This window comes from Inquilinus limosus MP06 (assembly GCF_000767795.1).
In the GTDB taxonomy this organism is placed as follows: Bacteria; Pseudomonadota; Alphaproteobacteria; order DSM-16000; family Inquilinaceae; genus Inquilinus; species Inquilinus limosus_E.
In genome coordinates this window covers 1-1,394 of sequence record NZ_JANX01000956.1, presented here as the reverse complement: position 1 = coordinate 1,394, position 1,394 = coordinate 1, and the positions used below count along the sequence as shown (strand labels likewise).

The window sequence follows — 1,394 nt, the reverse complement described above, 5'->3', positions numbered from 1 at the left end:
GAGCGCCGTGTGGCGGCGACGGCGGACAGCGTGAAGAAGCTGGTGGGTCTGGGGGCGACGGTGGCGGTGGAGTCCGGCGCCGGTCTGGGCAGCGCCGTGACGGATGACGCGTACCGCGCGGCGGGGGCGGAGGTGGCGGCGGATGCGGCCGCGGCCCTCGCGGGCGCGGACGTGGTGCTGAAGGTGCGGCGGCCTTTGCGGGCCGGGGAGGGCGAGGTGGACGAGCTGTCGCTGATCCCGCGCGGCGCGGCGCTGATCGGGGTGCTGGAGCCCTATGACGACGCGGAGAGCCTTGCGGCCTAGTGCCGAGGCCGGGATCGAGAGCTTCGCGCTGGAGCTGGTGCCGCGGATCACGCGGGCGCAGTCGATGGACGTGCTGTCGAGCCAGGCGAACCTGGCGGGCTACCGGGCGGTCCTGGAGGCGGCGTCGGTGTTCGGCCGGGCCTATCCGATGATGATGACGGCGGCGGGCACGGTGCCGCCGGCGCGGGTGCTGGTGATGGGCGCCGGCGTGGCCGGGCTGCAGGCGATCGCGACGGCGCGGCGCCTCGGGGCCGTGGTGTCGGCGACCGACGTCCGCCCGGCGGCGAAGGAGCAGGTGCAGTCGCTGGGCGCCAGCTTCGTCGCGGTGGAGGATGAGGAGTTCAAGGCGGCCGAGACGGCGGGCGGCTACGCCAAGGAGATGTCGGCGGAGTACCGGGCCAAGCAGGCGGCGCTGATCGCCGAGACGGTGAGGAAGCAGGACATCGTCATCTGCACGGCCCTGATCCCGGGCCGCAAGGCGCCGGTCCTGATGGACGAGGCGATGGTGCGGTCGATGAAGCCGGGCTCGGTGATCGTCGACCTGGCGGCGGAGCGGGGCGGCAACTGCGCCCTGACCAAGCCGGGCGAAGTGGTCGAGGACGGCGGCGTGACCATCGTCGGCTATCGCAACGTGCCCGGCCGGATCGCGACCGATGCCTCGGCGCTCTACGCCCGCAACCTGGTCGCCTTCCTGACGCCGCTCATCGACAAGGAGAGCCAGGCTCTCAAGATCGACGGCAGCGACGAGATCGTGGCGGCGACGCGGCTGACCTCGGGGGGCCGGGTGGTGCATCCGAATTTCGGCGGCCGGGCCGAGCAGGCGGCGTAGGGGGAGCGGGCAGATGGCGACAGAGGAACTGGCGCAGGGCGCGCAGGGTCTGGCCGAGGCGGCCAGGGGGCTGGCGGACCAGGCCCAGGCGCTGGCGGCGCAGGCCCAGGCGGCGGCCGCAACGGCGCCGGCGGGGGAGCACGGCTTCTTCCTGACCGGGCTGACGGTGTTCGTGCTGGCCTGCTTCGTCGGCTACTACGTGGTGTGGCGGGTGACGCCGGCCCTGCACTCGCCCCTGATGAGCGTGACCAACGCGATCTCC

At 73.5% G+C, this 1,394-nt stretch carries 2 protein-coding genes and 1 pseudogene; all 3 read left to right on the top strand.

Going from position 1 to position 1,394, the window contains the following annotated elements:
• Positions 1 to 303 (top strand): annotated as a pseudogene (locus P409_RS41670) (NAD(P)(+) transhydrogenase (Re/Si-specific) subunit alpha); the annotation flags it as partial.
• Positions 275 to 1,132, top strand: a complete 858-nt coding sequence (locus P409_RS34360; RefSeq protein WP_430515685.1) for an NAD(P) transhydrogenase subunit alpha — start codon at positions 275 to 277, stop codon at positions 1,130 to 1,132. The pseudogene P409_RS41670 and the gene P409_RS34360, both read left to right, overlap by 29 nt.
• Before the next feature lie 13 nt (positions 1,133 to 1,145).
• Positions 1,146 to 1,394: proton-translocating transhydrogenase family protein (locus tag P409_RS34355; RefSeq protein WP_034849351.1), on the top strand; the 249-nt coding region annotated here is incomplete at its 3' end.

Excerpts from the sequence above, each read along its gene's own strand:
- P409_RS34360 (WP_430515685.1), top strand. The coding sequence starts at position 275 with ATGACGACGCGGAGAGCCTTGCGGCCTAGTGCCGAGGCCGGGATCGAG.